The sequence below is a fragment of the Bradyrhizobium japonicum USDA 6 genome, from assembly GCF_000284375.1.
In the GTDB taxonomy this organism is placed as follows: domain Bacteria; phylum Pseudomonadota; class Alphaproteobacteria; order Rhizobiales; family Xanthobacteraceae; genus Bradyrhizobium; species Bradyrhizobium japonicum.
Genome location: NC_017249.1, coordinates 8,945,988 through 8,970,293, shown reverse-complemented (window position 1 = coordinate 8,970,293; position 24,306 = coordinate 8,945,988). Strand labels below are relative to the sequence as shown.

The window sequence follows — 24,306 nt, the reverse complement described above, 5'->3', positions numbered from 1 at the left end:
GGGGAGGATTGGGGTGGGGGTGTTTCCGCAGAGGGGCTCTTCGAGTGGAGAGAGCCCCCACCCGCCGCGCTTGGGACGATGCTTCGCATCGCCCGGCGCGCGTCGACCTCCCCCGCAAGCGGGAGAGGTGCAGCGAGTTCGCGGCGAGAGACGATATCATTCGGTTGAAGCTATCACGGGAGATCAATCGCGACGCGACACCGCAGCGGGGAGCCACCGCGGTGTCGCACCCTCACTTGTCCAGCCATGCGTCCTTGAAGCCGTCGTTGACGCCAATCCCCGTGGTGATCAGGTTCTTGACCTTGCAGCGGGTGATGGTCGGGAATTGCAGTTCCAGCATCCAGGCCACCGGCACGTCCTCGACAGGATCTTCTGCGCCTTCTCGTAGATCTCCTTGCGCTTCGAGTCCGGCGTCGCAACCGCGCCGTCGGCGAACAGCTTGTCGATCTCCGGGTTGGAATAGCCCTCGACGTTGTTGAAGACCTGTCCCTTCGCGATGTTGCTGGAGATATAATTGCGGCCGACGCCGAGGGCGGGATCGCCATACTGGTAGAGATAGGTGAAGGCGATGTCATAGTCCCAGTCGCCGATCTTCTGGTTGCCGCCGGCGACGTCGGTGGCGATGGTCTCGATGTTCATGCCGACGTCCTGGAGGTTCTGCTTCACCGCTTCACCCCAGCGCTGCCAGGTCTCGCCATAGGCGAGCGGCAGCAGGCGGATCTTCTCGCCCTTGTAGCCGGCTTCCTTCAGCAGCGCCTTGGCCTTGGCGGGATCGTAAGGGTACTTCGGCACGTCGTCGGTGTAGTACTTGATGGTCGAGGCGGACGGGCCGGTCGCGACCTTGCCGAGCCCGTTCCAGATCACGTCCTTGGCGAAGTCGCGGTCGATCGCGAACATGATCGCCTGCCGCACCCGCTTGTCGGCGAGCGGACCCTGGCGGTTGTTGAGCCACAGCCAGGCCAGCGGCGAGAAGAACTCCCAGCCGGCGCCGGTGACGCAGGTGTCCTTCAGCTTGGACAGGCGCGGCACGTCGAAATTCTCGACAGATCCACCGGGCAGCACGTCGACCTTGCCGGTCTCGTACGCCACCGAGCGCGCGGCGGCGTCGGGGATGATCTGCCAGTAGATCTCGTCGATGTAGGGCTTGCCTTTTTCGTGGTAGTTCGGGTTCTTGACTAGGCGGATGAACGAGCCCTTCTGCCATTCCTTGAACATGAAGGGGCCGGTGCCGACGGGCGCGTTGTTGTAGGGGTTGGTCTTCCAGTCGGTGCCTTCGTAGAGATGTTTCGGCACCATCGGCATCGAGCCGACCTCGAAGATGCCGAGGAATGGGCCGAACGGCTGCTTCAGCGTGAAGACCACCGTGTAGTCGTCCGGTGTCTCGATCTTGTCGACCTGCGCCAGGTTCGTGCGGGCACGCGCATGCGTCTGCTTCAGCATCTCCATCGAGAACAGGACGTCGGCGGCGGTGAAGGGCTTGCCGTCATGCCAGGTGACGCCCTTCTTGAGCTTGAAGGTGTAGGTCTTGGCGTCCTCGCTGACGCTCCAGCTTTCGGCGAGCTCCGGCAAGGGCTCGAGCTTCGGGCTGTAGCGCAGTAGGCCCTCGAAGATATTGCCCGAGACCATCTGGGTCGGGCCGTTCTGGACCTGCGCAAGCATCAGGCCGGGCGGCTCGGGCTGGATCACGGCGTTGATCACACCCCCCGTTTTCGGCTCTTGCGCCAGCGCCGAGGCCGTGAGGCCGCAAGCCAGGAGGGCACCAAGCAACACTCGTTTTGGCATGTCGTATCTTTCTCAAGCGAGACCGGCCGAAAATGCTTCGCACGTCATGGCGCGCAAAGCTCCGGCCGGCCCATCCCAGTCCCCATCCGATATCGAGGCTCACACAGTCTCATTCGGGGCCGCAAGATGAAAGTCTCGACAGTGTTCGCACAAAAAATGTACAGCGCGTCTTGTTTTCACTTGATTCATTGTCTTGTCACGGAGACAAGTCGGCCATGGATAATGCCAGCCGCTCCGAACGATCCCGTAACGCCGCGCTCGAAGCGGCCATCGCGATCATCGCGCGCGACGGGCCGGGCCGGCTGACGCTGGATGCGATCGCGCGCGAGAGTGGACTGAGCAAGGGCGGCGTGATGCATCAGTTCCGCACCAAGGAAGCGGTGCTCAAGGCGTTGCTCGACCGGCAGATGGCGCATTTCGAGGAGTTCGCCACCAGCACGATGGCAAAGGTGAGCGCGACCTCCGCGAATCCCAACCTGGCGACCCAGCTCGCGACCGTGCGCGAAGCGGCCATCTCGCCGAATTCTGCCGCGCTGGCGCTGGTTGCGGCCATGGTCGAGAATCCCAGCCTGATGGCGCTGCCGCGCGAGCGCGAGATGGAGAGGATGGCGGCGATCAGGGAAGAGGCCACTGATCCTGATCTCGCGATGCTGCGCTGGGCCGGCGCGATGGGACTGCTGCTGAGCTCGCTGTTCGGCATGTCGCCGCTCAGCAAGGACGAGCATCAGCGGCTGTTCGCGCGTCTGCTCGACGATGCGCAGTGGACCGGCCTCGAACGGCCGGCCGCCAAGCGCACCGTCAAATCCGGTGCGCCATCGGCGGCGAAGGCCGCAACGCCGCGCAAGCGCGCCTGATTCATCGTTAACGATTTTCCGCCGATCGCTGCCCAAAGCCGCGCCTGCGGCCAAATGTGCCAGGCTCGCGTATTTGAACTTTACAAACCGTCCAGTCGGTTTTATAAATGGACACACTGAGACGGCCCGAGGCTTCCGAGATGGCCCCGGACGAAGCCTCGGGTTGGCACTGGTGAGCGCCGCAGCCGCGTCTGGTCCCGTACGCGGCTGCGGTCGCCACTGCCTTGGCAGCAAGCCGCGAGAGGAGTCTGGAATGAATCGCTCGATCGCCCTGCGCGGTCTGGGAACGCTGCTGCTTGGCGCAGCCGTCGCGGGCTGCGCGACCGTCGCGCCCGTGCCGTATTCCGGGATGGCGTCCTCAGCGTACATGGCTCCGGACAAGTCGGACGCCTCCGGGCGCGTGCCCTACCGCTATTCCACGCCGGTCGACTGGCGCGCCTATCATAGGGTCATCCTCGAGCCGGTCGTGGTCTATCGCGGCAGGGATCACCAGTTCGGCGACATGTCCGACAAGGACAAGGCGACGCTTGCCGCCTACATGCAGACCCGTTTCGCCGAGGGTCTGCGCGGCCGCTTCGCGCTGGTGCGCGAGCGTGGACCGGAGACGCTGCGGATCAGGCTGACACTCACCGGCGCCGTCGCCAACACGCCGGTGCTCGGCACGCTCTCCCGCTTCGACGTCGCCGGCGCCGTCTACAACGGCGTGCAGGCCGCGCGCGACGGCGAGGGCACCATGACCGGCTCGGTCATCTACGGCGTCGAGATCTTCGACGCCGCCACCGCGCGCCTGCTCTCCGCCTACGTCACCAAGCAATACCCTGCCGCCTACGACATCAAGGCCACCGCCGGCGCGCTCGCCGCTGCCACCGCCGGCCTCGACAAGGGCGCCGACGCGCTGATGGCGCAATTGAACTGACGCCGCGACCCATCCAACGAAAGATGCCGCTGATGAACCTTGTCCTTCGCTTCGTGCTGCGCGTTGCGATCACGATCCTGATGATGGCGTTTGGCGGCCGCGCCGGCGCCGCGGCGCCGCCCGATCCCAGCGGCACCTGGCTCGTCCAGGACGGCCGTGCGCGCATCAGGCTCGAGCGCTGCGGGCCGTCGCGCGACCGCATCTGCGGCTTCATCGTCTGGATGAAGGAGCCGGCCGACAAGCGCGGCCAGCCCTATCGCGACAAGGAGAATCCCGATCCCGACAAGCGCACTCGCGCGCTGCTCGGCCATCAGCTCATCATGGGCTTGCAGGCGACGCCGGAGGGACAGTTTGCCGGCGAGATCTACAATGCCGAGGACGGCAAATCCTATTCGGTCTCGCTGTGGCGCGACGCAGCCGATCGCCTCAAGCTCAGGGGTTGCCTGATCAAGTTCCTGTGCCAGATCCAGACCTGGCAGCAGACCCTCGACGTACTGCCCGGCCAACTCGTCGGCCTCACCGGCGATCTCAACGGCCCCCGTGCCGACAAGGAATGGGCCGCCGTGCCGGCACCGAAGCCGATACAGGCCAAAGCAAAATAACCGCAGCATCGCCAGATTTGATCCGGATCAAGGCGTACGCGCCGTATTTGCGCTTGGATGGCGGGACGCGCAAGATACGTGCGCCCCTGTCAACCGCGAGACGCAGCGGCGATGGACGTCCTCACCACCCTTCCTGAAGCGGATTCAGACGATGTCGCCGCGCAGCTCGCGGACGAGGCTGCAGCGCGTTGCGCGCAATTGCTTTGCGATGCCGGCTTGCGGCCGACGCGTCATCGTCTGGCGCTCGCCCGGATGCTGCTGATGGGCGATCACCGTCACGTTACCGCGGAAGGCCTCTATGACGAGGCGATGGCCGCCAATCTGCGGCTGTCGCTCGCAACCGTCTACAACACGTTGAACCAGTTCACCGAGGCCGGCCTGCTGCGCCGGATCGCGGCCGACGGGATCAAGTCGTTCTTCGACACCGACACCTCCGTGCATCCGCATTTCTATCTGGAGGGCGAGGACGTGCTGGTCGACGTCGCCGGCGGGCTCGCCTTCAGCAAGGTGCCGCAGCCGTTGCCCGGCCACGAGATCGCGCGGCTCGACGTCGTCGTCCATCTGCGCCGGAAGCGCGTGATGTAGCGCGGGCCAGACGGGCCTCTACTGCAACCCCGCGCGCCGGAACCCCTCCAGATAGTGCTCGCGATCGGCGTCACTGGCCCAGGGCAGCTGCGTTGCGATCCAGTGCAGCGAGATGTTGGGCTGGGTACGGCGGAGCTCGCCCAGCGCCATCTCGGCCAGCGCGCCGTCGCCGGTCATGCCGGCGGACACCGCGAGCACGCGGTAGGCGCCGGTGAGGTCGCCGCGATGGCGGATCGCCTCGCGCGCCAGCGCGATCGCCTCGTCGTAATGCCGTTCGGTGAAGCGCGCATAGCCGGCAATGCCGTAATAGATTGCCAGCGACGGATCGCGCGGCGAGAGCCGGATCGCCCTCTGCGCCGCATCGAACGATTCCCTGGAACGACCGGCGTAGGACAGCGCCAGGGCGTAATAGCCCTGCGCCAGCGAGAAGTTCGGGTTGAGCGCGAGCGCCTGCTCGAACTCGGACAGCGCGTCGGAAAGCCTGCGCGTCGAGAAGAAGACGCTGCCGAGCGCGGCATGCGCCCAGGCATCCTCGTGGTCATGGCGCACCGCGGCGAGCGCGGCGGCCTCCGCGATCGGCACCGTCGTGGCAAGCTCCGCCCAGCCGAGATGGACGCCGAACATGTGGCTTGCCGCGAGCACCGACAGCGCCTGACCGTAGTTCGAGTCGATCGAAATGGCGCGTTCGAGCAATGCCTGCGCAGCCTTGTGGTCCTGCTGCGTCACCCGCCAGTAATGTGACAGCGCGCGCATCAGCAGGTCCCAGGCATCGAGGCTCGCGGGCGGCTTGCGGTCGGCGCGGAAATTCTCGGCCGCATGGATCTGCGGCTCGATCGCCGCGACGATCGCGTTGGTGATGTCGTCCTGGACGGCGAAGACGTCGACAAGCTCGCGGTCGTAGCGCTCGGCCCAGAGATGGCTGCCGGTGGTGGCGTCGTTGAGCTGCGCGGTGATCCGCACACGATTGTCGACCTTGCGCACGCTGCCTTCGACGATGTAGCGCACGCCGAGCTCTTCGGCGATCTGCCTGATATGAACCGAGCGCCCCTTGTAGGTGAAGGACGAATTGCGGGCGATCACCATGAACCAGCGCTGCTTCGACAGCGCGGTGAGAATGTCCTCGCTGATCCCGTCGCCGAAATAGTCCTGCGCGGGATCGCCGCTCATGTTCTCGAAGGCGAGCACCGCGATCGCCGGGCGATCCGTCACGGCGCGTACCGGGGCAGGGCCGGGTTCCACCGGCGCAAGCGTCGTTGCCACATCTTCCCGGACTTCGCCGACGAAGCGGAAGCCCTTGCGCGGGATCGTCTTGATCAGCCGCTGCGTCGCGCCGTCGTCGCCAAGCGCCTTGCGCGCGGCATTGATTCGGCTGTTCAGGGCGGAATCCGAGACGATGCGGTCGCTCCAGATCTGGCTGATCAGGTCATCCTTGCTGACCACACGGGCGCGTTGCGCGACCAGATAAAGCAGCAGATCGAACACCTGCGGCTGCAGCGGCACAGCCGCGCCGCTGCAGGTCAGCTCCCGCAGGTCGCCGTCGAGCACGTTGTTTTCAAAGAGAAATCGCACGTTTCTATCATCTCAAGCAAAAATCAAAGTCGTCTCAGGCGAAAATCAACCGTCCGCGAAAGTCAGGGGGTGTCCGATCCGGCATGGTGCGAACACTAAACAGTGCCGATGCCTCGGCACAACGGAGCGTTCTATGACCCAACTTGATCACCAGCTTCATTCCATCGGCCCGGAGGTTGCGGGCTCACGCATTTTCAAGTTCATCGGCTTTCTGTACGGAATTGCGGCATATCTCGTGTTTTTCGTGACCATTCTCTACGCCATCGGCTTCGTCATGGGGCTGGTGGTGCCGAAGACCATCGACACCGGAACCGACACGCCGACGGCCGAAGCCGTCATCATCAATCTACTCCTGATGACGCTGTTCGCCCTTCAGCACAGCGTGATGGCGCGCAAGCAGTTCAAGGCGTGGTGGACGCAGTTCGTCCCCAAGCCGGTCGAGCGTTCGACCTACGTGCTGTTCGCGAGCCTGTCATTGCTGCTCCTGTTCTGGCAGTGGCGTCCGATGCCTGCGGTCGTATGGGATGTCGGAAACCCGGATCTCGCCGTGACGATGGTCACGCTGTCCCTCGCGGGCTGGGTGCTGGTATTCGCCTCGACCTTCATCATCAATCACTTCGAATTGTTCGGATTGCACCAGGTGACCAACCATCTCGTGGGCAATGAGGCGGCGCCGCCGCGCTTCAAGACGCCGTTGTTCTACAAGTTCGTGCGTCATCCGATCTATCTCGGCTTCATCATCGCGTTCTGGGCGGCGCCGGTCATGACGGCGGGCCATCTGCTGTTCGCGGCCGTGACCACGCTCTACATCTTCGTCGGCATCGCGCTGGAGGAGCACGACCTCGTCGATCTCTTCGGCGACGAATACCGGCAGTACAAACAACGGGTGTCGATGCTTATTCCCTGGCGCAGATCGGTATAGCCGTAGCATCTTTCCGCCGCGTCCACCGAAAGGAGGACGCGCGGCGGAACCGAAGCGCGTAACGGACGTTGCCGGCCTCCAGCCTTCAACGTCCCTCGGGGTGATTCCCTCCACTCCGACGCCTTTCCCCGCACCCGCCTTTGCCGCTTTATCGGCGAGCCGGGGCGGGGAGAGGAATTTCAACCTTCATCAACGGAGACGACCCAATGAAACATGTCGGAAACTGCTTCTGCGGCGCGGTCACGATCGAGGTCACGGGCGATCCGGCGGCGATGGGCTATTGCCATTGCCGCTCCTGCCGCTCGTGGTCGGGCGGACCGGTGAATGCCTTCAGCCTGTGGAAGCCGGAAGCCGTGCGCATCGCCGAAGGCGCCCAGAACGTCGAGACCTTCGCCAAGACGCCGCTCAGCCAGCGCAAATATTGCAAGAAGTGCGGCGGTCATCTCATGACCAACCACCCGCCGCTCGACCTGATCGACGTCTTCACCGCCACCATCCCCACGCTCGCCTTCACGCCCGGCGTCCACGTCAACTATTCCGAGACAGTGCTGCCGATGCGCGACGGCCTGCCGAAGCTGAAGGACTTTCCGGCTGAGTTCGGCGGGAGCGGCGAGATGATGCAGGAGTAGAGGCGCACCGCTCTTTCTTCTCCCCTTGCGGGAGAAGGTGGCGTAGGCGACCTTCGGTCGCCGTTCTATAGAGGACGCCGAAGCGAAGCTTCGGCTACGGCGCCGGATGAGGGGTTCTCTCCAAGCATTCGATAGCTCGACGTGCGGAGACAAACCCCTCACCCGGCTTCGATGCTTCGCATCGAATCCACCCTCTCCCGCAGGGGGCCTGTTGCGTTATCAGCTCTTGAGGCTGAAGACGTCAGGAACGAAGGCCTTGGTCCCGGCAATTGCCTGCCAAGATCTGTAGTTGTCGCCCTCGGAGGGTGGCTCACGCGGCGATTGTGGCCCACCGCCTCATGTTGAAGGCGATCGCGGCGAGCACGACTTGCCCGGTCGCCTTGATCAGACCGACGTAGCGGATGCAGGTCAGCCGCATGCGGCGTTTGAGAGTAGCGAAGGTGGTCTCGACCTGGGCTCGGCGGCGCGCGATGAGGAGGTTGTAGCGTTTGAGCCTGGGCGGCAGTTCCGGATGATGTCTGTTGGGCCGACGAGCGATGCGGGGTTTCTTGCCCTCCGCCTTCAGCCGGGCCCGTCGGGCATGGGTGTCGTAAGCCGCATCGGCCCACACCGCAGCTTCATCGCCCCGGATCAAAGCGTCCGCAGGTGTCGTATCGTTGACGTTAGCGGGTGTGGTCAGCACCGCGCGGATCAAGCCGGATCCTTCGTCCACACCCACATGGGCCTTGTAACCGAAGGTCGAGCCGCTTTTGCCCTGCCGTTTGGCAAACCGGGCATCAGGGTCGTTTGAGGGGCGATCCTCCTTGGGCGGAGCCGAGACTGCCTGGATCAAGGTCGCATCCAGCATCGTGCCGCGCTTGAGGATCACGCCAGCATTCTCAAGCTGACGATCCAATTCGCCAAACAGCTTCTCCAGCAGGCCCTGTTCAACGAGCTGGTTCCGGAAGCGGTTCAGGACCGTGTGGTCGGGCGTCGCATCCTCAAGGCTCAAACCGACGAAGCGCTTGAACGACAACCGGTCGCCCAGCGCTTCCTCGAGTTCGCGCTCCGAAAGACCATACAGCGACTGCAACAGCACAGCACGAAACAGCACCAACACCGGATAGCCTGGTCGACCGGGGCTCCCTTCATCCCGCAAATGGCCGATCAGCTTCTCGAACCGGTACCACTTGACCAGGCCAGCCAGCCGATCCAGCGCCGCATTGGCGCCGGCCCCTTCGGCATCAGCGCTTCCACAAAGCTCGGCTGTCCCGTCCGCTTGACCGCCATCGCTACCCTCCAAGGCTTTGCCCTAGGGAATCACAATTGACGAATTACGCAACAGCCCCGCAGGGGGAGAGGGTGCACCGTCACTGTGGTGAGCACGGCCTACCTCATCCCCGCGCGCCGGAACCCCTGCAGATAGTGCTCGCGATCCTCTGCCCGCCGCATCGGCAGCTCGCGCGTGAGCCAGGCCAGCGAGATGCCGGGCTGGGTGCGTTGCAGGCCCCGCAGCGCGGACGCCGCGAGCTGAGGATCACCCAACATGCCGGCGGCGGCCGTCAGCACGCGATGGGCGCCGACGAAATCGGCGCGCTGCCGCATCGATTCCCGCGCCATCTGCACGGCGCCCTCATAGTTGCGACCGATGAACTGGGCATAGGCGGCAACGCCGCAATAGATCGCCGCGAGCGGATCGCGCGGGCTCAGCCGCAGCGCGCGGCGTGCGGCGGCATCGCCGTCTTGCCATCTCCCCGCGTAGCACAGCGTCACGCCGTAGAAAGCGTGCGCCATCGCGAAATTCGGATTGAGTTGCAGCGCCAGCTCGAACTCCGCCAGCGCGTCGTCGAAGCGGCGGCGGAACAAATAAGTATAAGCCAGACCGTGATGGGCCCAGGCGTCCTCGCGATCGGCTTCCACCGCCGCGAGCGCCGCGCGTTCGGCGACCGGTACGGTCATGGCCATGTCGGCCCAGCCCATATGCGCGCCGAAGATATGGCTGGTCGCGAGCAAGCCCAGCGCCTTGCCATAGGTGGGATCGATCGCGGTCGCCTGTTCCAGCAGTCCCTGCGCGGCGGCGTTGTCCTCGCGCGTGATGCGCCAGTAATGCGACAATGCACGCATCACGAGGTCCCAGGCGTCGAGGCTGCCCGGCGGCTTCTGCTGGGCGCGAAAGCTTTCGGCGGTATAGAGCTGCGGCTCGATCGCGGCGACGATCGCCTCGGTGATCTCGTCCTGCACGGCGAAGATGTCGGCGAGCTCGCGGTCGTAGCGCTCGGCCCAGAGATGGCTGCCGGTCGAGACGTCGTTGAGCTGCGCCGAGATGCGCAGGCGATCGCCGCTGCGCCGCACGCTGCCTTCGAGCACATAGCGTACGCCGAGCTCGCGCGCGACTTCGTGCATATGCACGGCGCGGCCCTTGTAGACGAAGGAAGAGTTGCGGGCGACGACGAAGAACCAGCGCAGCTTGGACAGCGCCGTGATGATGTCCTCGCTGATGCCGTCGGAGAAATAGTCCTGCTCGCGATCGCCGCTCATATTGGTGAAGGGCAGCACGGCGATCGCGGGACGGTCGGGCAGCGCGAGCGTAGCCGGCGGCGCCTGGGCGACACGGCCCGGCTCCGGCGCGGTGGCGCGCTGCGTCTGGACGACGCCGACGAAACGAAAGCCCTTGCGCGCGATGGTACGGATCAGCGCCTGGTTCGCGCCGCTGTCGCCGATCGCCTTGCGCGCCGCGTTGATCCGGCTGGTCAGGGTGGATTCGGAGACGCTGCGCCCGTGCCAGATCTTGTCGATCAGCTCATCCTTGCTGACCACCCGGTCACGGTTCTCCATGAGGTGAACGACGAGGTCGAAGACCTGCGGCTCCACGGCCACGGGAACCTGCTCGCGGCTCAGCTCGCGCCGGTCGGTGTCGAGAAGGTGGTCCCGGAACATAAATTGCACGTCGAAAACTCAACCCTCGCAATGACATCAGGCAATGATGAAATCAGAATGGATTTCGACTCTAAGACTGTGTGTCGCTGAGCGGCCTGCCGGGTTCACCACGATCGCGTGATGGCTGCTATGCCGTTTTCGGATAGGGATACAACTTGAATGAGAATGTGGCGGGTCTGGTGGACTGTCGCGGGCTGCGCACTTAGCCCGATCTTGCTGCGCGCACAGTTTATCCCCGTCCCCTTGAAGTGGCCGCCTTGTCGCGGCCCTCGAAGGGCGACGGCCCGGCTGCATCGCGGCCGCCCATCACTTCGAGGCCCTTCGTGCGCCGCTGCGCATCGCACGCCTCGCATCTAAGGATGACGGGGTGATGGAGCGATGCGCCGTCGCAATGTCGTCGTACGGCATCGAACGTGTGGCGAGCCATGAATGTCCATTGCCGAACAGCGCGGCCCGCGTAAGCTGGTCTCACACAAACGCAAACGATAAAGAAACGCCCATGCCCGCTTTTCCCGCCTCGACGACCGTGCTCGATTCCATGCTGTTCCGCGACGCCTTCGGCACGCCCGAGATGCGCGAGGTGTTTTCCGATGTCGCGCTGGTGGCGCGCTATGCCGAAGTCGAGGTGGCGCTGGCGAAGGCGGAGGCGAAGTGCGGCGTGATCCCGCAGGAAGCCGCAGACCAGATCGCGGCGCGGACCGACGTCGCCGCATTCGATTTCGATCTGCTGCGACAGGAGACCGACATCGTCGGCTATCCGATCCTGCCGCTGGTGCATCAGATGGTGAAGCAATGCGGCGAGGCGGGCCGCTACGTGCATTGGGGCGCGACCACGCAGGACATCATGGATACCGCGGTGGTGCTGCAATTGCGCGCCGCGCTCGGGATCGTCGAGCGCGACATCGCCGGGCTGCGGAACATCCTCGCGGACCTCTCGAAGCGCTACCGCGACACGCCGATGGCCGGGCGCACACATCTCCAACAGGCGCTGCCGGTGACGTTCGGCTACAAGACCGCGATCTGGCTCGCGATGTTCGATCGCCACGCCGAGCGGCTCGTGCAATTGAAGCCGCGCGTGCTGGTCGGACAGTTCGCCGGCGCCGCCGGAACGCTGGCCTCGCTCGGCGGCAAGGGGTTCGAGGTGCAGGAGGCGCTCTGCGCCGAGCTCGAGCTCGGCGTTCCCGCCTCGACCTGGCACGTCGCGCGCGACGGCTTTGCCGAGGCCGTGAACTTCCTCGCGCTGGTCACAGGCTCGCTCGGCAAGATCGCGCTCGACATCATGATCATGGCCTCGACCGAGTTCGCCGAGGTCTACGAACCCTTCGTTAAGGGCCGCGGCGCCTCCTCGACCATGCCGCAGAAACGCAACCCGATCTCCTCGGAGCTGATGCTCGCGGCGTCCAAGGCGGTCCGCCAGCATGCCGGTCTGATGCTGGACGCGATAGTGCAGGATTTCGAGCGCGCCACCGGGCCCTGGCATGCCGAATGGATGGCGATCCCGGAAAGCTTCGTGCTGACCGCCGGCGCGCTGCACCAGGCGAAGTTCGCGCTCGCTGGCCTCATCGTCGATGAAAGGAAGATGAACGACAATCTCGCCATCAGCCGCGGCCTGATCGTGGCCGAAGCGGTCATGATGGGGCTGGCGCCACAGATCGGGCGGCAGGAGGCGCACGACGTGGTCTATGATGCCTGCCGGCTCGCCAATGAGAAGGGTCTGACGCTGGCGGACGCGCTCTCGTCCGACGCCCGCGTATCGAGCAGGATCGACCGTGCCACCATCGAGGCGCTGACTTCACCGAAAAATTACCTCGGCCTTGCGCCTGCCATGGTCGATCGGGTGCTGAAATCGGCAACGCGTTGAAAACCAAGATGCGTGAAACTGCGTATCTTCTCCGTGTCGCAAGGCGCTCGCGCACTTGCGCCTAGCGATGCTAGACTTAGATTGAACGAGAGACCTTCGGCAGAGGACCCCGCATGATTGATCACCGCAATTCCGCCGTTCCCATCGATCCCGTGAAACTCGACCGGCTGGCCGAGGTGGCGGTGAAGGTGGGCCTGGGCTTGCGGCCGGGACAGGATCTGCTCTTGACGGCGCCCGCGATCGCACTGCCGCTGGTGCGGCGGATCGCCGTGCACGCCTACAAGGCCGGCGCCGGCATCGTGACGCCGATCCTGTCGGATGAGGAGATGACGCTGGCGCGCTACCGTTACGGCCAGGACAACAGCTTCGATCGTGCCGCCAATTGGCTCTATGAGGGCATGGCCAAGGCGTTCTCCGACAACACCGCGCGGCTTGCCATCGTCGGCGACAATCCGATGCTGCTGTCCGGCGAAGATCCGTCCAAGGTGGCGCGCGCCAGCAAGGCCAATTCGATGGCCTATCAGCCGGCGCTGGAAAAAATCGTCAACTTCGACACCAACTGGAACATCATCGCCTATCCGAGCCCGTCATGGGCCAAGCAGGTCTTCCCTGATGATCCCGAGGACGTTGCGATCGGCAAGCTGGCAGACGCGATCTTCGCGGCCTCCCGCGTCGACCGCGAGGATGCGATGGGCAATTGGGCGAGCCACAATGCGGTGCTGCGCGAGCGCACCAACTGGCTCAACGGCCAGCGTTTTCGCGCGCTGCAATATTCAGGTCCCGGGATCGACCTCTCCATAGGGCTTGCCGACGGACACGAGTGGGAGGGCGGCGCCTCGCTGTCCAAGAACGGTATCAGTTGCAATGCCAATATCCCGACCGAAGAGGTTTTCACCACGCCGCATTGCCGACGCGTCTTTGGCCATGTCGTGAGCTCGAAGCCGCTATCCTACCAGGGCACGCTGATCGACAACATTGCGGTGCGCTTCGAGGACGGCAAGATCGTCGACGCAAAGGCCTCGCGCGGCGCAGAGGTGCTGAACAAGGTGCTCGACACCGACGAAGGTGCGCGGCGCCTCGGCGAGGTGGCGCTGGTGCCGCATTCCTCGCCGATCTCGCAGAGCGGGCTGTTGTTCTACAACACGCTGTTCGACGAGAACGCGGCCTCGCACATCGCGCTCGGTCAGTGCTACTCGAAATGCTTCGTCAACGGCGCGCAGCTGACGCCGCAGCAGATCGCCGCGCAAGGCGGCAACCAGAGCCTGATCCATATCGACTGGATGATCGGTTCTGCCGAGACCGACATCGACGGCATTCTCGCCGACGGCAGCAAGGTGCCGGTGTTCCGCAAGGGCGAGTGGGCGAAGTAGGCCGCTGCTGCTCGTCATGCCCGGGCTTGTCCCGGGCATCCACGTTCTTTGTGCCGCTAGGCGTGGATGGCCGGGACAAGCCCGGCCATGACGATGATGGTGGAGGGTTCAAGCCCGAACGCTGGCGTCACGTGCCCTCACGCCGCCGCGTTGCGCAGCATCGGGTTGTTGTCGATGCTGAAGCGGTTGAACAGCGTCGTGAACGGGCTGCCGTCGGTGGCCCGCACGATGGCGTCGGACGTGGCGACCGCCTCGTAAAGCGCACCGATGGGATCGTCCGCCTCGGGCAGGTCGAGGCCGCCGCGAATTTCCTCGCGGGCCGCGTTGACGTCATCCTCCTCGTCGAGTGTCGCCTCCAGCGCATCCGCCGCGCGCCGCATCTCCGTGAGATCGCCGCCGGCGGAGAATTTGAGGATGTCCAGCCAGTAGGGGCGAGCGACAACGAGCTGGATGAAGGCCTCGAACGTGCCGGCGATAATTCCAGCGCGGCCCTCCGATGAGACGTAGAGCACATTCCGCGATGGCAGCAGCACGAAGGTGCCACCGCAGCCGTCGCTGCCGATCTGCCGGGGGCTTTCGACGCCGTCGATCGTGAACCAGGGCTCTTCTTCGGCTGCGAAGGAAACATCGAGGCTGCCGAGCCAGGCGACGACCTCGCCTTGGGTTGTCAGAACCTCCAGGGTGAGGGGCATCGGTGCGGACTCCTTCGATGGTCACTTTCGCGCACTTTGTCGCACCCCGGAAAAGATGGGTTCATGTTCGCGAATTTGCAGGCAAATCCCGACGTTAACCTCGTCGCGCCTGCAACTTGCGGCTGATTGTCGGCGCCTGCGTAAGAAAGAATTAAAAACCGGCTACTAGCGTTCCCAACATCTTTCGAAACAATCCGGGCCCAGACCCGGCCATACATATTATATTCCCTGGGGAAGCAGATGTCGCCGTCATTGATTGAAATCAGTAGTTGCAACGTGGATCTTGAGCTGCGGCCGATCGAGCCGTCCTGGATTATCGAAGGCAATCCAGTGTCGCGTTCGCGCATCCTGTCCACCAGCGCCGACGGCACCGCCTCGACCATCATCTGGCACTGCACCGAAGGGCGCTTCAACTGGTACTACGACATCGACGAGACGATCATGATCATGGAAGGATCGATCGTGCTCGAAAGCGACGGCATGCCGCCGAAGCGCTACGGCCCGGGCGACGTCATTTTCTTCCGCGACGGCGCGCATGCCAAATGGCATGTCGAAGGCCACGTCAAGAAGATCGCCTTCTGCCGCAAGACCAATCCCGTGATGATCGGATTCCTGATCCGCGTCGTCAACAAGCTCAAGAAGATGTTCGTCTCCACGGGCGAACGCCGTCCGGCCTCGCTGATGGGTGCCGGCTAGTCAGTTTCCGGGTTTCAAGGACGCTTCCCAGCGGCCACGACGGAAGAGGGGCCGGGACCAACATCCCGGCCCCTCTTCTCGTCTTGACGCAAATCCTTTCATGCAGGCAAATCGAGCCGGTAGACATCGCTCGCCGTCTGCGAGAACAGCGCCGTCTTCTCAGCCTCGCTCAAGGGCGCCGCGATACGCTTGAACGCGTTGAAGATCACCTGGTAGCTGCACTGGCCCTTGTCCGGCGGGAAATTGCTCTCGAACATTGCGCGCCTGGGGCCGAACGCCTCGATGCAGGTCTCGACATAGGGCCGCCAGGCCGCCGCAAGCTCCTCGGAGGACGGGGGCTTCGCGCGCAGATGGAAGTCATAGCCGAGCAGGCACATCGCGAGCCCGCCGAGTTTCACCGAGACGTTCTCGCACTTCGCGAGCTCCCTGGATCGAGGCGCGCCACTGCGGAAACACCTCTTCGCGCCGCCCTGCAAAGCGACCGACGCCGGCCGGGCCGCCGCAATGGTCAAGCACGATCCTGGTGTCGGGAAAGGCGCGCGCGAGCTCGGTCAGCTCGCCGATCTGCGGATGAAACAGCCAGGCATCGAAGCTCAGGTTCAACGGTGCGAGGCAGGCAAAGCCTTTGCGGAAGGTTGAGTCCTGCAACAACCCCTTCGGCCGGTTGGCATACATGCCGGCGACGACAGGGTCTTCATCCCAGGCCGAGGAATGCCTGATGCCGCGGAAGCGGCCGTTGCCCGCAGCGATCTCGGCTTCCAGCACCGGCTTGGCGGCATCGCCCAGCAGCAGGTTCACGTGGCTGACGATGCCCGCGCAGATCGCGGCCGTGCCGTAGCCGCCGCTTGCGCTCATGGCGGCGACGCCGTTGGCGAACTCGACCTCGCCGACCGGCCGGAATGCCTCGGGCCCGTGCGCGCGATACATCGAACGGCAGTCGACATAGACGGTGGCGATGATGTTGTGCCCGGAGGCGATATCGGCCGCCATCTCCTCGATCAGATAGCGATGCCCGCGATTCCAGAGGTGGTGATGAGGATCGACGATCGGCCGCAACGGATCGATGATCTCCTCCTGATATTGCGCGAGCCAGTCCTCGCGCGGCTCGACGAATAGCCCGCTCGTGTTGGCGGGCACACCGCTTGCAGCCATCGGCATTCGCTCCCTCATGTTTTTGTGGGGGGAGCCTAGCATCTCGTCCTCGCATCCAGCTGCGCGTGTTGCGCAACCGCACCCGTCATCGCGAGCACAGCGGCGCCGTCGTTAGCCCTTGCGCCGCTTCGCCCTCACATCGACCGCCAGCCGCCAATCGGCAGCGGCTGCCGGCTTCACTTCGCCGAGCCAATGGAAGGAATCTTCGGCAATCTCTGTGAAACTCCAGCGTGTCAGGTCGCCCGCATCGGTCGTACCTTCCTGCACGATGTCCTCGCCGCGCGGGCGGCCGATCTGTTGGCGGAATACGCTACGACCGGGATCGAACCAGGAAATCCGCCACGCGGACATGGAGGGATCGTAGACCCGCAGCGTCGTGCCGTACCAATTGCCGGCGATCGGAAACGCCGGCGCACCCGCGGGGCGGGGAATGATCCAGACATCCTGAACGGCGCGGCCTTCCAGCACCCAGCCGAAATGGATTTCGCCGGGCGCGGTGTGCCTGGTTCCATCGGGGGCATGAGCGGTGATCCCGGCATCCCAGTCGCCGACGAAGCGGCCGTAGAGCTGGAGCGCCGCCGCGTGCTCGGGGTTCGGTCCGTCCGCGTGCAAAAGTCTGGCAAAGTCGGTCATGTCGATCTCCTGTCGTGAGGAGATCAGCACGACCGAACGGCAATCGGCTTGGAGAAAATTGCGCGTCAGACGCCGTCGAGGATGATCACTGTCGGCGTCGTCGGCAGTGCGTCCCGCGACATCCGGAAGGAGCGCTCGCTGCGCCGATCGATCTCGAACTGCCGGCCGATGAGGTGCATGAACTCGTCGAGCGGGGTGGCGAAGCGGTGCATCGGCAGCACCACAGAGGCGCGCAGCCGCCTGGTGATCTCGGAGACGCCGTCGAGCGACATGGTGTAGGTGCCGTCGATCGGCACCATCACGATGTCGAGCCGCCCGATCTGGGCGAAATGGCTTTCGTCGAGCTTGTGGTGGAGATGGCCGAGATGGCCGATGCAGAGCCCGGCGACCTCGAAGATGAAGATCGAATTGCCGTCGCGGATCATGTCGGTGCCGGAATCGTCACCGAAATAGCGGCGGATGTCGGTCGTGACGTTGCGGATGAAGGTGTCGCCGATGCGCTCCGACACGATGGCCGGCTTGCCGTCCTCACCCCAGCCATGCAGCACATGGGGAATGCGCTTGTCGGGAAATAAAGAGTAGTGGGTGCTGTGCGCCCGGTTCATGGTGACGACATCGGGCAGACGTCCGACCTGGTAGGCGCCGCTGTAGTCGGTCGCGATGCGCAAACCCCCGGGCGTGTCGATGAAATAGGTGGAATGGCCGGCATAGGTGATCTGGACTTCAGCCGAGCCTGCGGCCTGCCGGAAGGCGGCCGGCATTGCGCGGGGCACGGCGTTTGCCATCGCCAGGCATTCGCTCCGCTGAGGTGGCTGCTGGGCGAGAGCAGGAGAGAGCAATGCGCCGAACAGCGCCAGAGCCGCTGAAACCAGTCGCCGCATGAATCCGTCCCCGATGACTTCGGAAGAAGTCTAGCGTGCAATGCAGCGCGTGGCCAATAGGCCGCGATCAACAGCGCGTCAGTGTCGCAGCCTCACTCCCGGCTTTTAGTTGCGCTTTGGGCTGAACTTCCAGGTGACGGCGACGAGGGTCGCGGTGATCAGGCCGCTGATGAGGCCGGCGATGGGAAGGGCGAGCAGCAGCGCGGCGCTGGCGGCCCAGCCGATCGAGGAGAAGGCTTCGGCGAAGGTCGCGAGCCGCGACGAGGTCTGGCGGCGACGGAATTGGCTGCGCCGGGCCTGCACCCGGAACCAGAGCTGGATCGAAGTCGCGGACGCCGCGCTGATGATGACAGCGCCGGCACTGACCGCGGCCTGGAACGGCGAGGCGAAGGCGAGTGCTGCGACCAGCGGGCAGAAGATGGCGGCGATGGCGATCAGCACCACCTCGATCTTGGCGCGTATGACGCTGGACGGCGTCAGCGGCGCGGTCGCAACCAGATCGGGCGCGTCCTCGCCCGAGATCGTCAGCCAGGCGAGCCCGCCCGCGAGCTGTCCCGCCGCCATCACGATGACAGGTGTGATCAGCGTCAGCGCCGCGAAGCTCTCGGCAAAGTTGCGCCAGAGCAGCAGTGCCGGCGGCACCAGGTAGAGCAGCTGCATCAGCGTCTGCGAGATCAGCCAGGGATCGCGCCAGAGCAGCGAAAATTCCTTGCGCCGCAGCGCCTGTTGCCGCGATCCGCGGCGGAACGGGCGCTGCTTCGCGGCCTTGCTGCCGGAGGCGCCGTAAGCGGCGGCATCGATCGCAGTGTCGGCAAAGCGGTGCGAGAAGACCGCCATCACGCTGCCGAGCAGCACGAGCCCGAGCGCCAGGAGCAGCAGCAGCGCCTCGCTGTCGCCCATGGTCGCCCGCGCCGGCCACCACCAGATGCTGTCGACGTCGGGCGCGTAGGCGGCGAAGCTGTCCGAGGTCAGGATGGTGAAGCGCGACAGCGTGCCATAGGACATGATCGCGGCGACCTGGAGCGCGATCACGAAGCCGGCGCCGATCATCGCGGCGAGGACCTGGGCGACGAAGCGCGTGCGCGCCGGGCCGATCAGGCGGAACAGCAGGATGGTGACGGCGATCGCGATCGCCGCGGCCGAGAGGCCCATGGCGACGACGACGCCGAACGCCGCCAGCCAGCGCGCGCCGCCGCCGATCACCAGCACGTCGATGAACGGCGTCGAGAACAGCAGCGCCATTGCGGTGACGGCCAGCGCGATCGCGGCGATGCGCACCGAGAACAGATTGGCCAGCGTCGCGGGCGAGGACATGATCAGGTCGAGATCGGCGCGGGCGTAAAACACCCGCGTCACCGATTCGATCGCCTGCGACAGCATCAGCGTCCAGGCCAGAAAGATCGTCGCCGAGATCACGATCAGCGAGGATTTGTCGAGCGGCAGCTGCAGGTCGGCGAAACGGCCGATCACCGCCCAGGCCGGCACGTGCAGCAGTGCCGCGAAGAACAGCAGGCCGATCACCGCGGCGCGCGCCCGCTTGCGCCGGCCGCCGGTCATCATGGCGAACCATTCGCGCCAGGCGAGCCGGAGCTCGTGGCGGGCAAACCAGGAGAGCGCGGTTGCCGAGCTCATGCGGCTTCCGGAAGCGTCACCAGCGCGATGAAGAGATCCTCCAGGCTGGTGTCGGCATGGCCGTTCTGCTGGCGCAGCTCAGTCAGCGTGCCCTCGGCGACCAGACGGCCCGAGGCGATCACGCCGATGCGGTCGGCCATGCGTTCGGCAACCTCGAGAATATGCGTGGTCATGATGACGGTGCAGCCGGCGCGGACGCGCTCGCTCAGCAGCCCCTTCACATGTCGGGCGGAAACGGCATCGAGGCCGGTCAGCGGCTCGTCGAGGATGATGAGCCGGGGATCGTGCACCAGCGCCCCGGCGAGAGCGACCTTCTGGCGCATGCCCTTGGAAAAGCCTTCGCAGCGTTCGTGCCGGTGCGGCTCGAGCCCGAGCGAGGTCAGGAGGTCCTGTGCGACCGGTTCCGAGACCGACGGCGCGATGCCCCAGAGCCCGGCGACGAATTCGAGGTACTCAAGCGGCGTCAGCTTGTCGTAGATCATGGGCTCGTCGGAGACCCACGCCATCACCTGCTTGGCGGCGACGGGATTTGCGAGCGCATCGATGCCGAAGATCGAGACCGCGCCGGCATCGGGCCGCAACAGGCCCGCGACCATGCGCAAAGTGGTGGTCTTGCCGGCGCCGTTGGGGCCGACCAGCGCATAGAATTCGCCAGCGTGAATGGTGAGATCGAGGCTGTCGACCGCCAGACGGTCAAAACGCTTCGTTAACCCCAGGACTTCCAGCGCCGACTTGTCCGGCTTCATGACGGCCATACCATCCGGTTTTGCATCGCTCGCGACCATGATCCCAAGATGTTTCGGCACCGTGAATCTACGGCCCACAAATTCCGCCATCCGGCTGCTACTAATGGCAAGTCACCGTTTGTTGACAGCGCTGGACGGTTCAGGCTGAATTGCCGCCGGGACAAATGGCGCTAACGCGGCGAAACGACCGCGTAGCGACTGGACACAAGATGCAGCAAGGCGGTCGCGAAGAACCGCTGGTTGCATCGGGAGGAAGCGCGGCGATGCTGGATTTCGTTCAGCAGCTGGTCAGCGGTGTTGCGCTCGGCTGCGTCTACGGCCTGATCGCGCTCGGCTTCGTGCTCGTCTACAAGGCCACCGAGGTCGTCAATTTCGCCCAGGGCGATTTGATGATGCTGGGCGGCTTCTTCGCCTTCACCTTCATCGGCATGATGGGACTGAACTACTGGATCGGTTTTGCCGGTGCGGTGGCGGCCATGGCGTTGTTCGGCATGCTGGCGGAGCGCGTGGTGGTGCGGCCGATCCTCGGCTATCCGCAATTCTCCATCATCATGGCCACCATCGGCCTCGGCTATTTCCTGCGCTCGGTCGCCGGGATGATCTGGGGCACCGACGATCTGAAGATCGAGACGCCGTTCAGCCACGGCGTGCTGCGCGTCGGTTCGCTGGTGCTGGCCTACGACAAGCTCTCGGTGATCGCCGCGACGATGATCCTGTGCGCGCTGCTCTGGCTGTTCTTCAACAAGACCACGCTCGGCACCGCGATGCGCGCCAGTTCCGAGAACATGCTGGCAGCCTATTACATGGGCATCCCGGTCAAGCGCGTGGTGTCGGTCGTCTGGGCGATCAGCGCGGCGGTCGCGACCTGCGCCGGCGTGCTGCTGGCGCCGATCACCTTCATCCATTCCAATGTCGGCCTCGTGCTCGGCCTCAAGGCGTTTCCCGCCGCAGTCCTCGGCGGCTTCGGTTCGATCCCGGGCGCAGTCGTCGGCGGCGTGCTGATCGGCGTGATCGAGAGCATGGCCGGCTTCTATCTGGCGGAGGGCTGGAAGGACGTCGCGCCCTATCTCGTGCTGCTCGCCGTACTTCTCTTGAAGCCTGAAGGCCTGTTCGGCCTCCACGTCCGCAAGAAGGTCTGAACGCCATGCGTTTCCTGTTCAAGACCGACTATGAGGACGACATCAAGCTGTTCCCGCATTCGGGCTATGTCGTCTCCTACGGCATCCTGCTCGCGCTGCTGCTGATCGCACCCTATGTGCTCTCCAGCTATCTGATGAGCCAGCTCGTCTTCGTCTGCATCTACGCGACGGTTGGCGTCGGCCTCCTGATCCTGACCGGCTTTACCGGGCAAGCCTCGCTCGGCCACGCGGCGTTCCTCGCGATCGGCGCCTACACGGCGGCCTACTTGCAGAAATACAACGTGCCGTTCCCGGTCTATTTCCTCGCCGCCGGTGCCCTGACCGGGTTGATCGGCGCGATGGTCGGCTTTCCTGCCCTGCGCCTGACCGGCATCTACCTCGTCATCGCCACCATCTCCTTTGCCCTGATCGTCGAGGAGATCCTGGCGCGCTGGGAGAGTGTCACCAACGGCAACGAGGGCATGCGGGTCAAGACGCTGTCGCTGCTCGGCGTCGCCGTCCCGCGCGACAGCCCGACCTTCTATTTCCTCTGCCTTGCCGTGCTGGTGTTGACCATCGTCGGCACGCTCAACCTGCTGCGCTCGCCAACGGGGCGCGCCTTCGTCGCGATTCGCGACAGCGAGACCGCGGCGCGCAGCATGGGCGTCAACGTCGCGCTGTACAAGGTGAAGTCGTTTGCGATCTCGGCGGCGATCACCGGGTTTGCCGGCGTGCTGTTCGCGCACAAGCTCTCCTTCATCTCGCCGGAGATGTTCACGCTCCAGCTCTCGATCGAGTTCATCATCGTGATCCTGATCGGCGGCACCTTCAGCCTGCACGGCGCGGTGCTGGGCGCGATCTTCATCGTGATGATCGACCCGTTCCTGACCTATCTGAAGGACGATTTGCCCGGCATCATCGCCGGCATTGCCGCGACGTTCGGGGCGGGCCCGGCGACTGCGGGCAATATCCAGTCCAAGGTCGCGGCGTTCGCCTCGCTCAACGGGCTGAAGGGCGCGATCTACGGCATCATCATCGTGCTGTTCGTGCTGTTCGAACCGCTCGGGCTCTACGGCCGCTGGCTCAAGATCAAGCTCTTCTTCCAGCTGTTTCCGCTCTACAAGCGCGCCACCTTCAAGCGTCAGAAGATCTACGTGAAGTCGGAGCGCAACCGATGAGCTATTTTCGCGCGGAGAACCTGTCGCTGCATTTCGGAGGGCTGAAGGCGGTCGATGCGGTGTCCTTCGCGGTCGAGAAGGGCGAGATCCTCTCGATCATCGGACCGAACGGTGCCGGCAAGAGCTCGATCTTCAACCTGATCTCGCGGATCTACCGGCCGACCGCGGGCCGCATCTTCTTCGAAGACCAGGACATCACCGAGCAGCCGCCCTACGACATCGCAAGGCTCGGCATCGCCCGCACCTTCCAGAACATCGAGCTGTTCGAGAACGCGACGGTGCTCTCCAACCTCCTGGTCGGCCGCCACCGTCATTCGACTACCCGGCTCTGGCAGGAACTGCTGTTCCTGCCGAGCGTGCGGGCGAACGAGAAGGTGCATCGCCGCAGGGTCGAGCAGGTGATCGAGTTCCTCGATCTCGAACCCTATCGCGACAAGCTGATCTCCGGCTTGCCCTACGGCGTGCGCAAGGTGATCGAGCTGGCGCGCGCACTGTGCTCGGAGCCGAAACTGATCCTGCTCGACGAGCCGTCCTCCGGACTGAATGTCGAGGAGACCGGCGACATGTCTTTCTGGATCCGCGACATGAAGAACGAGCTCGGCGTCACCGTGCTGATGGTCGAACACGACATGTCGCTGGTCAACCGCGTCTCCGATCGCGTCATCGCGCTGAACTACGGCCGGGTGCTGGCGATGGGCTCGCCCGCCGAGGTGCAGCAGCATCCCGATGTCGTCGCCGCGTATCTGGGAGCCTGACGCATGGACGCCGCCGTCACGCCCGACATCATCCTGAAACTCTCCAACATCGAGAGCTATTACGGGCCGATCATGGCGATCCGCGGCATCTCGCTGGAGGTGCCGCGCGGCCGCATCGTCACCCTGCTCGGCGCCAACGGCGCCGGCAAGACCACGGTGCTGAAGACGATCTCGGGCATTCTGGATCCGCAGAAGGGCACGATCGAATTCATGGGCAAGTCGATCCAGCGTATGGAGGCAGACCGGATCGTGCGGTTGGGTCTCAGCCATGTGCCGGAGGGGCGCGAGGTGTTCCCGTTCCTCTCGGTGCGCGAGAACCTGATGATGGGGGCGTATCCGCGCCGGGATCGTGATGGCGTCGCGGAGGATCTGGAGCGCGTCTACGGCTATTTCCCGCGGCTGAAGGAGCGCATCAACCAACCGGCCGGCCAGCTTTCCGGCGGCGAGCAGCAGATGCTCGCGATCGGTCGCGCGCTGATGAACCGGCCGACCTTGCTGCTGCTCGACGAGCCCTCGCTTGGCCTGTCGCCGCTGCTGGTGAAGGAGATTTTCACCATCATCCGCCGCGTCAACGATGAGCAGGGCATGTCGATCCTGCTGGTCGAGCAGAACGCCAAGGTGGCGCTGGAGACGGCGCATTACGGCTACGTGCTCGAGATCGGCCGCGTCGTGATGAACGACACCTGCGACCGCTTGATGCATTCCCAGGACATCCAGGAATTCTACCTTGGCGCCAAGGAGGCGGGCGCGCGAGGCGAGCGGCGCTGGAAAAAGAAGAAGACTTGGCGCTAGGAGAAAGGCGTTAAATGGATTGGCC

The 24,306-nt window shown here is 64.6% G+C and carries 20 protein-coding genes and 3 pseudogenes; 13 read left to right on the top strand and 10 right to left on the bottom strand.

Features of this window, described 5'->3' with window-relative positions; genetic code table 11:
• Nucleotides 1–232 precede the first annotated feature (232 nt).
• Nucleotides 233–1,782: pseudogene (locus BJ6T_RS41265) on the bottom strand (ABC transporter substrate-binding protein).
• Nucleotides 1,783–1,997: 215 nt separating this feature from the next.
• Between BJ6T_RS41265 and BJ6T_RS41260 the strand changes: the two are divergent.
• From BJ6T_RS41260 to irr, 4 genes are all read left to right on the top strand, one after another.
• The gene (locus BJ6T_RS41260; protein WP_014498461.1) at nucleotides 1,998–2,636 is read left to right on the top strand and encodes a TetR/AcrR family transcriptional regulator; all 639 of its coding nucleotides are present in this window, start codon (nucleotides 1,998–2,000) and stop codon (nucleotides 2,634–2,636) included.
• Between the two features lie 253 nt (nucleotides 2,637–2,889).
• Nucleotides 2,890–3,552 carry a DUF3313 domain-containing protein gene (locus BJ6T_RS41255; RefSeq protein WP_028170196.1) on the top strand — a complete coding sequence of 221 codons (663 nt, stop codon included), beginning with the start codon at nucleotides 2,890–2,892 and terminating at the stop codon, nucleotides 3,550–3,552.
• A gap of 32 nt (nucleotides 3,553–3,584) precedes the next feature.
• A complete protein-coding gene (locus BJ6T_RS41250) occupies nucleotides 3,585–4,154 on the top strand; it encodes a DUF2147 domain-containing protein (RefSeq protein WP_028170195.1) in 570 nt (189 codons plus the stop codon).
• A gap of 111 nt (nucleotides 4,155–4,265) precedes the next feature.
• The gene (gene irr, locus BJ6T_RS41245) at nucleotides 4,266–4,739 is read left to right on the top strand and encodes a Fur family transcriptional regulator Irr (protein WP_014498458.1); all 474 of its coding nucleotides are present in this window, start codon (nucleotides 4,266–4,268) and stop codon (nucleotides 4,737–4,739) included.
• A gap of 18 nt (nucleotides 4,740–4,757) precedes the next feature.
• On the opposite strand, the gene BJ6T_RS41240 is transcribed toward irr, so the two are convergent.
• Nucleotides 4,758–6,308 carry a winged helix-turn-helix domain-containing tetratricopeptide repeat protein gene (locus tag BJ6T_RS41240; RefSeq protein ID WP_014498457.1) on the bottom strand — a complete coding sequence of 517 codons (1,551 nt, stop codon included), beginning with the start codon at nucleotides 6,306–6,308 and terminating at the stop codon, nucleotides 4,758–4,760.
• 133 nt (nucleotides 6,309–6,441) lie between these two features.
• Between BJ6T_RS41240 and mddA the strand changes: the two genes are divergently transcribed.
• Complete coding sequence (gene mddA, locus BJ6T_RS41235; RefSeq protein WP_014498456.1) at nucleotides 6,442–7,230, top strand: methanethiol S-methyltransferase; 789 nt, start codon at nucleotides 6,442–6,444, stop codon at nucleotides 7,228–7,230.
• A 206-nt stretch (nucleotides 7,231–7,436) separates the two neighbouring features.
• Nucleotides 7,437–7,859: a GFA family protein gene (locus BJ6T_RS41230; protein ID WP_014498455.1), complete on the top strand. Its 423-nt coding sequence runs from the start codon at nucleotides 7,437–7,439 to the stop codon at nucleotides 7,857–7,859.
• 310 nt (nucleotides 7,860–8,169) lie between these two features.
• Here BJ6T_RS41230 and BJ6T_RS41225 read toward each other — a convergent pair.
• Both BJ6T_RS41225 and BJ6T_RS41220 read right to left on the bottom strand, forming a co-directional pair.
• A pseudogene (locus BJ6T_RS41225) lies at nucleotides 8,170–9,128 on the bottom strand (IS5 family transposase).
• 99 nt (nucleotides 9,129–9,227) lie between these two features.
• Nucleotides 9,228–10,784 (bottom strand): winged helix-turn-helix domain-containing protein, encoded by a 1,557-nt coding sequence (locus tag BJ6T_RS41220; protein WP_014498453.1) that lies wholly within the window; start codon nucleotides 10,782–10,784, stop codon nucleotides 9,228–9,230.
• Nucleotides 10,785–11,274: 490 nt separating this feature from the next.
• Between BJ6T_RS41220 and pcaB the strand changes: the two genes are divergently transcribed.
• Both pcaB and BJ6T_RS41210 read left to right on the top strand, forming a co-directional pair.
• Complete coding sequence (gene pcaB, locus BJ6T_RS41215) at nucleotides 11,275–12,636, top strand: 3-carboxy-cis,cis-muconate cycloisomerase (protein ID WP_014498452.1); 1,362 nt, start codon at nucleotides 11,275–11,277, stop codon at nucleotides 12,634–12,636.
• Between the two features lie 113 nt (nucleotides 12,637–12,749).
• A complete protein-coding gene (locus BJ6T_RS41210) occupies nucleotides 12,750–14,006 on the top strand; it encodes an aminopeptidase (RefSeq protein ID WP_014498451.1) in 1,257 nt (418 codons plus the stop codon).
• A gap of 137 nt (nucleotides 14,007–14,143) precedes the next feature.
• Here the strand turns inward: BJ6T_RS41210 and BJ6T_RS41205 are convergent, their stop codons facing one another.
• Nucleotides 14,144–14,698 carry a hypothetical protein gene (locus BJ6T_RS41205; protein ID WP_014498450.1) on the bottom strand — a complete coding sequence of 185 codons (555 nt, stop codon included), beginning with the start codon at nucleotides 14,696–14,698 and terminating at the stop codon, nucleotides 14,144–14,146.
• Between the two features lie 240 nt (nucleotides 14,699–14,938).
• On the opposite strand from BJ6T_RS41205, the gene BJ6T_RS41200 reads away from it, so the two are divergent.
• On the top strand, nucleotides 14,939–15,394 hold the full coding sequence (locus BJ6T_RS41200; protein WP_028170398.1) for a cupin domain-containing protein: 456 nt from the start codon (nucleotides 14,939–14,941) through the stop codon (nucleotides 15,392–15,394).
• Between the two features lie 98 nt (nucleotides 15,395–15,492).
• Here BJ6T_RS41200 and BJ6T_RS41195 read toward each other — a convergent pair.
• The 5 genes and pseudogenes from BJ6T_RS41195 to BJ6T_RS41175 form a co-directional block, all read right to left on the bottom strand.
• Nucleotides 15,493–16,546, bottom strand: a pseudogene (locus BJ6T_RS41195) (amidohydrolase family protein).
• A 111-nt stretch (nucleotides 16,547–16,657) separates the two neighbouring features.
• Nucleotides 16,658–17,179, bottom strand: coding sequence for a hypothetical protein (locus tag BJ6T_RS41190; RefSeq protein ID WP_014498446.1), 522 nt, complete (start codon nucleotides 17,177–17,179; stop codon nucleotides 16,658–16,660).
• 65 nt (nucleotides 17,180–17,244) lie between these two features.
• Nucleotides 17,245–18,060, bottom strand: a complete 816-nt coding sequence (locus BJ6T_RS41185) for an MBL fold metallo-hydrolase (RefSeq protein ID WP_014498445.1) — start codon at nucleotides 18,058–18,060, stop codon at nucleotides 17,245–17,247.
• Between the two features lie 105 nt (nucleotides 18,061–18,165).
• Nucleotides 18,166–19,692 carry a hypothetical protein gene (locus BJ6T_RS41180; RefSeq protein ID WP_014498444.1) on the bottom strand — a complete coding sequence of 509 codons (1,527 nt, stop codon included), beginning with the start codon at nucleotides 19,690–19,692 and terminating at the stop codon, nucleotides 18,166–18,168.
• Nucleotides 19,689–20,438, bottom strand: a complete 750-nt coding sequence (locus tag BJ6T_RS41175) for an ABC transporter ATP-binding protein (protein ID WP_028170399.1) — start codon at nucleotides 20,436–20,438, stop codon at nucleotides 19,689–19,691. The genes BJ6T_RS41180 and BJ6T_RS41175 overlap by 4 nt, the downstream gene beginning before the upstream one ends.
• Nucleotides 20,439–20,701: 263 nt before the next feature.
• Between BJ6T_RS41175 and BJ6T_RS41170 the strand changes: the two genes are divergently transcribed.
• From BJ6T_RS41170 to BJ6T_RS41155, 4 genes are read left to right on the top strand one after another with little or no spacing between them, the layout of a single operon-like run.
• Nucleotides 20,702–21,577, top strand: a complete 876-nt coding sequence (locus tag BJ6T_RS41170) for a branched-chain amino acid ABC transporter permease (RefSeq protein ID WP_014498442.1) — start codon at nucleotides 20,702–20,704, stop codon at nucleotides 21,575–21,577.
• 5 nt (nucleotides 21,578–21,582) lie between these two features.
• Nucleotides 21,583–22,734 carry a branched-chain amino acid ABC transporter permease gene (locus BJ6T_RS41165; RefSeq protein WP_014498441.1) on the top strand — a complete coding sequence of 384 codons (1,152 nt, stop codon included), beginning with the start codon at nucleotides 21,583–21,585 and terminating at the stop codon, nucleotides 22,732–22,734.
• Complete coding sequence (locus BJ6T_RS41160) at nucleotides 22,731–23,489, top strand: ABC transporter ATP-binding protein (RefSeq protein WP_014498440.1); 759 nt, start codon at nucleotides 22,731–22,733, stop codon at nucleotides 23,487–23,489. Before BJ6T_RS41165 ends, BJ6T_RS41160 begins: the two co-directional genes overlap by 4 nt.
• Before the next feature lie 3 nt (nucleotides 23,490–23,492).
• Nucleotides 23,493–24,281: an ABC transporter ATP-binding protein gene (locus BJ6T_RS41155; protein ID WP_014498439.1), complete on the top strand. Its 789-nt coding sequence runs from the start codon at nucleotides 23,493–23,495 to the stop codon at nucleotides 24,279–24,281.
• The last annotated feature ends 25 nt before the right edge of the window (nucleotides 24,282–24,306 follow it).

Bases quoted from the DNA above. Each gene is read 5' to 3' on its own strand.
- BJ6T_RS41260 (WP_014498461.1), top strand. From the start codon at position 1,998: ATGGATAATGCCAGCCGCTCCGAACGATCCCGTAACGCCGCGCTCGAA.
- BJ6T_RS41255 (WP_028170196.1), top strand. From the start codon at position 2,890: ATGAATCGCTCGATCGCCCTGCGCGGTCTGGGAACGCTGCTGCTTGGC.
- BJ6T_RS41250 (WP_028170195.1), top strand. From the start codon at position 3,585: ATGAACCTTGTCCTTCGCTTCGTGCTGCGCGTTGCGATCACGATCCTG.
- irr (WP_014498458.1), top strand. From the start codon at position 4,266: ATGGACGTCCTCACCACCCTTCCTGAAGCGGATTCAGACGATGTCGCC.
- mddA (WP_014498456.1), top strand. From the start codon at position 6,442: ATGACCCAACTTGATCACCAGCTTCATTCCATCGGCCCGGAGGTTGCG.
- BJ6T_RS41230 (WP_014498455.1), top strand. From the start codon at position 7,437: ATGAAACATGTCGGAAACTGCTTCTGCGGCGCGGTCACGATCGAGGTC.
- pcaB (WP_014498452.1), top strand. From the start codon at position 11,275: ATGCCCGCTTTTCCCGCCTCGACGACCGTGCTCGATTCCATGCTGTTC.
- BJ6T_RS41210 (WP_014498451.1), top strand. From the start codon at position 12,750: ATGATTGATCACCGCAATTCCGCCGTTCCCATCGATCCCGTGAAACTC.
- BJ6T_RS41205 (WP_014498450.1), bottom strand. From the start codon at position 14,698: ATGCCCCTCACCCTGGAGGTTCTGACAACCCAAGGCGAGGTCGTCGCC.
- BJ6T_RS41200 (WP_028170398.1), top strand. From the start codon at position 14,939: ATGTCGCCGTCATTGATTGAAATCAGTAGTTGCAACGTGGATCTTGAG.
- BJ6T_RS41190 (WP_014498446.1), bottom strand. From the start codon at position 17,179: ATGACCGACTTTGCCAGACTTTTGCACGCGGACGGACCGAACCCCGAG.
- BJ6T_RS41185 (WP_014498445.1), bottom strand. From the start codon at position 18,060: ATGCGGCGACTGGTTTCAGCGGCTCTGGCGCTGTTCGGCGCATTGCTC.
- BJ6T_RS41180 (WP_014498444.1), bottom strand. From the start codon at position 19,692: ATGAGCTCGGCAACCGCGCTCTCCTGGTTTGCCCGCCACGAGCTCCGG.
- BJ6T_RS41175 (WP_028170399.1), bottom strand. From the start codon at position 20,438: ATGAAGCCGGACAAGTCGGCGCTGGAAGTCCTGGGGTTAACGAAGCGT.
- BJ6T_RS41170 (WP_014498442.1), top strand. From the start codon at position 20,702: ATGCTGGATTTCGTTCAGCAGCTGGTCAGCGGTGTTGCGCTCGGCTGC.
- BJ6T_RS41165 (WP_014498441.1), top strand. From the start codon at position 21,583: ATGCGTTTCCTGTTCAAGACCGACTATGAGGACGACATCAAGCTGTTC.
- BJ6T_RS41160 (WP_014498440.1), top strand. From the start codon at position 22,731: ATGAGCTATTTTCGCGCGGAGAACCTGTCGCTGCATTTCGGAGGGCTG.
- BJ6T_RS41155 (WP_014498439.1), top strand. From the start codon at position 23,493: ATGGACGCCGCCGTCACGCCCGACATCATCCTGAAACTCTCCAACATC.